The organism is Vibrio sp. 2130-1, from assembly GCF_033339515.1.
The window spans coordinates 75,221-81,628 of the sequence record NZ_JAWOUT010000018.1 but is presented as its reverse complement, the minus strand read 5'-3'; the positions used below and the strand labels follow the sequence as shown (position 1 = coordinate 81,628).

Here is a 6,408-nt window from a genome sequence, read left to right as displayed (position 1 = left end):
ACGTTTTTTTTGATTTTTTTATCGTTTGGGTGTTTTTTATTCTAAAAGGCGAGTTTTCACTACTATTCTACCTCCATACACCCTGTAATCGCCCTGAATAAGGAAAAAAGATGAGCTCAATGAGAAGCTACAAAGGTATAAAGCCTGAACTTGGTGAGCGTGTTTACGTTGACCCAACCTCTGTTTTAGTCGGTGATATCCGAATTGGCGATGATTCTAGCATTTGGCCATTGGTAGCAGCGCGAGGCGATGTAAACCACATTCACATTGGTGATCGAACGAATATTCAAGATGGCAGTGTTTTGCATGTCACCCATAAGAACGCCGAAAACCCAAACGGCTACCCATTGATTATTGGTAATGACGTTACGATTGGCCACAAAGTGATGCTGCACGGTTGTGAGATCCACGATCGTGTTTTGGTTGGTATGGGAGCTATTGTTTTAGATGCTGTTGTAATTGAGTCAGAGGCGATGATCGGAGCAGGCAGTTTAGTGCCACCTGGGAAAGTATTAGAAAGTGGCTACTTATATGTTGGAAGCCCAGTAAAACAAGCTCGCCCTCTATCAGAAAAAGAACGAGCTTTCTTGCAAAAGTCTGCCAACAACTATGTGCAGAACAAAAACGACTACTTAAATGAAGTAAAAGACTTGAACTAAAGCCCTGTTAACCGATGATGATATGGCCTTCTTCGTTGAAGGCTTCATCTTCTATTAGCTCTTCAGCCATTTCTTCTAGGTCGAATCGGTAATCAGTAAACACTTTAATTGCCGCTTGCTCAGTTTCAATCAGTGAACCACTGAGCTTTTCTAGCTTTTGTTTCGTCACAAAGCACTCTATTAGTGCGCCTGATTGTTGCGCCGAAAAGTTTACCGATTGTGATACTTCATCCCATGATTGAATATCTGGGAATAAGATGGATTGATTCATCGCTTATTGACCTTCAAGGTTCTTTCTTAGTTCTCTGAGAACTTGTTTAGCACCAGGACGTAAGCCACGCCAAAGCATAAAGCTTTCCGCAGCCTGCCCAACTAACATTCCAAGACCATCATACGCATGAGCGGCGCCATTCTCTTTTGCCCATAAGTTAAAGCTCGTCACCCCTTTGCCATAAATCATGTCATAGCTTGTACTGTTAGCGGCAAAGATGGAGGATGAAATAGTCGGTAGTTCACCACTAAGAGAAGCGGATGTGGAGTTAATGATGACATCATACTCTTCATCAATACTTGCCATCTCTTTGGCGCGGATAGGACCGTGAGAGACAAACAGCTCTGCAAGCTCCTGTGCTTTACTAAAGGTACGGTTGGAAATGGTTAAAGAGGTCGGCTTTTGATCGAGTAGTGGCTTAATAACACCACGAGCTGCACCACCAGCGCCAATAATTAGGATTCGCGCGCCTTCCAATACAACCTGATGCTGAATCAGATCTTGCACTAAACCTGCACCATCAGTGTTGTCACCGATGATTTCACCATCGTCTAACTTCTTGAGGGTATTTACCGCGCCTGCTAACTGAGCCCGTTCTGTCAATCGACTAGCAAATTGATAAGCATCTTCTTTAAATGGCATAGTGATGTTGCACCCCTTGCCACCTTCAGCAAAAAACACCTTCGCCGCGTCAATAAAACCATCAACAGGTGCACTTTCTGCGGTATACACCAAAGATTGATTAGTTTGACGAGCAAACAAGGTGTGAATGAATGGCGACTTACTGTGTCCGATAGGATTACCAAACACGGCATAGCGATCGATTTGCTGGGTCATTTCCTTACCTTTGTTCCTTACTTAGATATAGAGAAAACAGGGCCACCTGATTACAGATGACCCTATCACTATCTATCTATATAGAAAAGGAGATTCCGTGCTTACCACTCTCGTGGCGTTAGGTATCGCTCGTAAAGTTCAGCTTCTGGCGATCCCGCTTCTGGCTCGTAGCAGTACTCCCAGCGAGCGAGCGGCGGCATTGACATCAGAATCGACTCAGTACGCCCACCACTTTGTAAACCAAATAAGGTACCACGGTCATACACTAAGTTGAACTCTACGTAACGGCCGCGACGATATAGTTGGAATTCACGCTCACGCTCACCATACTCGATCTCTTTACGACGAGAAACGATCGGCAAGTAAGCCTGGCAATAGCCTTCACCGACTGCTTTGATGTAAGCAAAACACTTATCAAATTCCCACTGGTTTAGATCATCAAAGAACAAACCGCCAACACCGCGAGTTTCATTACGATGTGGTAGGAAGAAATATTTGTCACACCATGCCTTATGCTCTTGGTAAACATCGTCACCAAATGGTGCACAAAGCTGTTTTGCAGTGTCGTGCCATGATTGGCAATCTTCTTCAAATGGGTAGAACGGCGTTAGGTCAAAACCACCACCAAACCACCAAATTGGGTCTTCGCCATCTTTTTCTGCAATAAAGAAGCGGACATTGGCGTGTGAAGTCGGTACATAAGGGTTTTTAGGGTGAATAACCAAAGAAACACCCATCGCTTCAAAACGACGACCCGCTAGCTCTGGGCGATGCGCTGTCGCAGATGCTGGCATTTCTTTCCCTTCCACATGCGAGAAGTTCACGCCTCCCTGCTCGAAAACAAGGCCATCACGCAAAACACGTGAGCGACCACCGCCACCAAGACGTTCGCCCGGTTCACGATGCCATGCATCCTCGACAAAGACGGCCTTTCCATCTTCTTGTTCTAACTGCTGACAAATGGAGTCCTGAAGTGACATCAAGAACTGCTTTACGGCGTGCTTATCGATCGCTGACATACGTTATTACCTATTACGTGAAACCTAATGATGGCTGGCTAGCAGGGTTAACCCTGTCTTAATATTTGTGAAGTTTTGGCGTCACGAATCTCGCTGGGTTTATCACGACCGCTGGTCTCGCCACGAAGAATGGCGACCAGCTTATCACCCAACTGCTCTTCGACTTCTTCCGTGGTCATACACGGTGGTAAGCCGGAGAGATTCGCGCTGGTAGAGGTTAACGGCTTTCCGAATGCATTACACATTTTTTGCACCAAAGGATGATCAGTCACACGAACCGCAATTGAATCAAACTGCCCTGAAACCCAGTTGGATACTTTATCGCTCGCTGGCATGATCCAAGTGTATGGGCCTGGCCAAGTGGCATGAACAGTCTGTAATTGTTCTTCAGTCAACTGAGATTCATCAATATAAGGCAAGAGCTGATCATAACTTGCCGCGATGAGAATCAGCCCTTTTTCTACCGGACGCTGCTTGAGCTCTAATAGCTTTTGAATTGCTTCTGGGTTATCTGGATCACATCCGACACCAAAAACCCCTTCTGTTGGATAGGCAATCACTTCGCCTTGCTTGAGTGCGTTGAGCACTTGTTCAAAGTTATCCACCGATTACTTCCTATTTGTTTGACTGTGTTGTTTTCACTAAGTGTACAAATATTCATTCTCAGACACTAAAGCAATTTTTTTATAAAATGTATCAATAGCGCCAACAACTGGACGCAAACGTTTGCTTGAGATAAAAATCCCCGTATAATGCGCACAAATTTATAGCTCACCTAATTTTTTGCAGCTTAAAGGAGTTTGAGATGAAAGTCGGTATCATCATGGGTTCTAAATCCGATTGGCCAACCATGAAACTAGCAGCAGACATGCTAGACCAATTTGGCGTGCCTTACGAAACAAAAGTCGTGTCAGCACACCGAACTCCTCAATTACTGGCTGACTACGCCAGTGGCGCAAAAGAACGCGGCATCAAAGTTATCATCGCAGGCGCAGGTGGTGCAGCCCACCTACCAGGTATGGCGGCGGCGTTTACTAGTTTGCCTGTGCTTGGGGTTCCCGTTCAGTCTCGTGCACTGAAAGGTATGGATTCACTGCTTTCTATTGTACAGATGCCAAAGGGAATTGCGGTTGGTACATTGGCGATTGGCGAAGCGGGCGCAGCAAACGCCGGTATCCTAGCAGCGCAAATCCTAGGCACTCATGATGAAAACATCATGGCGAAGGTAGAAGCATTCCGTAATGAGCAAACGGAAACAGTTCTCGCAAATCCAAACCCTGCAGAGGATTAATCAGATGCATGTACTGGTTCTTGGTGCGGGTCAGTTGGCTCGTATGATGTCTCTGGCTGGTGCGCCACTGAATATTCAAATTTCAGCTTACGATGTCAGCAGCGGTGAGGTCGTTCACCCTTTAACTCAACAGGTACTTGGCCATGGCTTGGAAAATGCGATTACGCAAGTTGATGTGATTACTGCCGAGTTCGAGCATATTCCACATGACGTGCTCAAAGTTTGCGAAGCGAGCGGCAAGTTCCTACCAAGTACGCAAGCCATCAAAGCAGGTGGTGATCGCCGTATTGAAAAAGCACTGCTTGATGATGCCGGCGTGCGCAACGCGAAATACTACGTCATTGAAACTCGTGAAGACTTTGAGCGCGCAATTGAACACGTTGGTATGCCAATGGTTCTGAAAAGTGCATTAGGTGGTTACGATGGTAAAGGCCAATGGCGCTTAAAAGAAGCTTCTCAAGTCGACGACATTTGGACTGAGATGGCAGAGTGCATCGCGGCAACACCAACTCAAGCGATTGTTGCTGAAGAGTTTGTTCCTTTTAACCGCGAAGTATCACTGGTTGGTGCTCGAAGCAAAGATGGCAGTGTGGAAGTGTATCCTCTGGCAGAGAACGTCCACACCAACGGTGTATTGAGTCTTTCTACTGCGATTGATGCGCCAGGGTTACAGGAACAAGCAAAGCAAATGTTCACGGCAGTCGCAGATAGCCTAGATTACGTTGGCGTATTAGCGCTTGAGTTCTTTGATGTCGATGGGGCACTTTTAGTGAATGAGATTGCTCCACGCGTGCACAACTCTGGTCACTGGACACAGCAAGGTGCAGAAACGTGTCAGTTTGAAAACCATCTGCGCGCAGTGTGCGGCTTACCATTAGGCAGTACGAAATTGGTTCGTGAAACCTCAATGATTAATATTCTTGGTGAAGACACACTACCAGAAGCATTGTTATTAATGGATGGTTGCCACATTCATTGGTATGGCAAAGAGAAACGTGCAGGTCGCAAGATGGGACACATCAACGTGTGTGGCGACTACCCAGGAGAATTGCACCGTAGGTTGTGCGCCCTGGCAGACATCTTAGATCCAATGACATTCCCAGCCGTGCACGAGTTTGCGAAACAAGCACAACGCTAAAATCTAGCCCCAAAAACCACAAAGGGTCGCACGATGCGACCCTTTTTAATTCCTTTGATGTATTTACCCTTGTTGAGTGTGCTGGCACTTACGGTTGGCACATTGCAATTTCACACCACTGGCGAGTTTCTTCTCCACCAACAACGTAAAACCACATTCTTCGCACCTCCCCTTTACCGGAGGGAGATTCACTGCAAATTTGCATTTAGGGTAGTTATCACATGCGTAGAAAGTTTTACCAAAACGCGTCTTACGTTCAACTAAATGACCTTTACCGCATTCAGGACACGCGTGGTGCTCTTGCGACTGCTTTTCTGGCTCAGGTTGATTAATCGACTCAATATGATGGCACGCCGGATAGTTACTGCAACCAACAAACATGCCATAACGCCCTTGGCGTAATACCAACTCGTTACCACAATCTGGACAAGGAACGCCAAGCTCTTTGACGATGTGTCCATCATTGTTGTGCAGGGCTTTGATGTAATCACAGCTTGGGTAGTGGCTACAGCCAAGAAAGGGACCGTGTTTGCCATGTTTGAGGGTCAACTCGCTGCCACATTTAGGACACGGCTCGTGTTCCAATGCGTGTTCATGGGCAGAGAAAAGGGTGTTGTCGATTTTACTACTCATACTTACCGTTTCGTGAAAAACACACCAAAAGACAAGCTCGCGTTCTTGCTAGCTAAACTCGAACTTGCCTAGATTGGGTTAGTGAAGAATCCCTTGTTCTTTGGTGTACAACAGCTCTTCCATTAGCGTATAAGCGTTTTCATTACCAGGCACATTAAACAGCACCATCAAAATGATCCATTTGAGGTCTTCAAGCTCAAACTCACTCGTTTCTAATCCCATCACTCGGTCAATCACCATTTCGCGAGTTTCTGTGGTTAACACATTGATTTGCTCGAGAAACAATAGAAATCCTCGGCATTCCAAATCTAAACGCTGCATCTCTTTCGCTGTGTAGATACGAGTTGATGACGAAGCCATGCAAGTCGAGATTGCAGAAGAGGTGTCACTTTGCTGCAATGCGGCAAGCTCTTCTAACCAGACAAGGGCTTTGTAGATATCTTTTTGTTGGAAGCCTGCACGAAGCAACTCTTCTTCCAACTCGTCTTGTTCGACCTGTAACTCTGCATCGCTATGGATGTAGGTTTCGAATAGATACATCAGTATATCCATCATCATAG

9 protein-coding genes are annotated in these 6,408 nt (G+C 46.0%); 3 read left to right on the top strand and 6 right to left on the bottom strand.

All coding sequences use genetic code 11. The annotated features are described in order from the left end of the window. The first annotated feature begins 110 nt into the window (after positions 1-110). Positions 111-659 carry a gamma carbonic anhydrase family protein gene (locus R7Q09_RS21045; protein WP_031781054.1) on the top strand — a complete coding sequence of 183 codons (549 nt, stop codon included), beginning with the start codon at positions 111-113 and terminating at the stop codon, positions 657-659. A 7-nt stretch (positions 660-666) separates the two neighbouring features. Here the strand turns inward: R7Q09_RS21045 and R7Q09_RS21040 are convergent, their stop codons facing one another. The 4 genes from R7Q09_RS21040 to R7Q09_RS21025 all read right to left on the bottom strand — a co-directional run bounded on the left by R7Q09_RS21040 (position 667) and on the right by R7Q09_RS21025 (position 3,391). Then, positions 667-930 carry a DUF1488 domain-containing protein gene (locus R7Q09_RS21040; RefSeq protein ID WP_005379090.1) on the bottom strand — a complete coding sequence of 88 codons (264 nt, stop codon included), beginning with the start codon at positions 928-930 and terminating at the stop codon, positions 667-669. Positions 931-933: 3 nt separating this feature from the next. Then, entirely contained in the window at positions 934-1,767 is an 834-nt protein-coding gene (aroE, locus tag R7Q09_RS21035) for a shikimate dehydrogenase (RefSeq protein ID WP_005386644.1), read from the bottom strand. 101 nt (positions 1,768-1,868) lie between these two features. Then, entirely contained in the window at positions 1,869-2,786 is a 918-nt protein-coding gene (gene hemF, locus R7Q09_RS21030) for an oxygen-dependent coproporphyrinogen oxidase (RefSeq protein ID WP_225467996.1), read from the bottom strand. A 47-nt stretch (positions 2,787-2,833) separates the two neighbouring features. Next, positions 2,834-3,391: an L-threonylcarbamoyladenylate synthase gene (locus R7Q09_RS21025; RefSeq protein ID WP_005379084.1), complete on the bottom strand. Its 558-nt coding sequence runs from the start codon at positions 3,389-3,391 to the stop codon at positions 2,834-2,836. A gap of 200 nt (positions 3,392-3,591) precedes the next feature. Between R7Q09_RS21025 and purE the strand changes: the two genes are divergently transcribed. Together purE and R7Q09_RS21015 are read left to right on the top strand one after the other, a co-directional pair. Then, complete coding sequence (gene purE, locus R7Q09_RS21020) at positions 3,592-4,077, top strand: 5-(carboxyamino)imidazole ribonucleotide mutase (RefSeq protein ID WP_005379082.1); 486 nt, start codon at positions 3,592-3,594, stop codon at positions 4,075-4,077. A 4-nt stretch (positions 4,078-4,081) separates the two neighbouring features. Beyond that, positions 4,082-5,215, top strand: coding sequence for a 5-(carboxyamino)imidazole ribonucleotide synthase (locus R7Q09_RS21015; RefSeq protein WP_031781055.1), 1,134 nt, complete (start codon positions 4,082-4,084; stop codon positions 5,213-5,215). Positions 5,216-5,278: 63 nt separating this feature from the next. Here R7Q09_RS21015 and R7Q09_RS21010 read toward each other — a convergent pair whose 3' ends face one another. Next, entirely contained in the window at positions 5,279-5,848 is a 570-nt protein-coding gene (locus R7Q09_RS21010; RefSeq protein WP_005386647.1) for a type I DNA topoisomerase, read from the bottom strand. A gap of 78 nt (positions 5,849-5,926) precedes the next feature. After that, positions 5,927-6,406: a DUF494 family protein gene (locus R7Q09_RS21005; protein ID WP_005379074.1), complete on the bottom strand. Its 480-nt coding sequence runs from the start codon at positions 6,404-6,406 to the stop codon at positions 5,927-5,929. Positions 6,407-6,408: the final 2 nt, after the last annotated feature.

Coding starts and splice junctions, on each gene's coding strand:
- hemF (WP_225467996.1), bottom strand. CDS start 2,786: ATGTCAGCGATCGATAAGCACGCCGTAAAGCAGTTCTTGATGTCACTT.
- R7Q09_RS21005 (WP_005379074.1), bottom strand. CDS start 6,406: ATGATGATGGATATACTGATGTATCTATTCGAAACCTACATCCATAGC.
- R7Q09_RS21015 (WP_031781055.1), top strand. CDS start 4,082: ATGCATGTACTGGTTCTTGGTGCGGGTCAGTTGGCTCGTATGATGTCT.
- aroE (WP_005386644.1), bottom strand. CDS start 1,767: ATGACCCAGCAAATCGATCGCTATGCCGTGTTTGGTAATCCTATCGGA.
- R7Q09_RS21040 (WP_005379090.1), bottom strand. CDS start 930: ATGAATCAATCCATCTTATTCCCAGATATTCAATCATGGGATGAAGTA.
- R7Q09_RS21010 (WP_005386647.1), bottom strand. CDS start 5,848: ATGAGTAGTAAAATCGACAACACCCTTTTCTCTGCCCATGAACACGCA.
- purE (WP_005379082.1), top strand. CDS start 3,592: ATGAAAGTCGGTATCATCATGGGTTCTAAATCCGATTGGCCAACCATG.
- R7Q09_RS21045 (WP_031781054.1), top strand. CDS start 111: ATGAGCTCAATGAGAAGCTACAAAGGTATAAAGCCTGAACTTGGTGAG.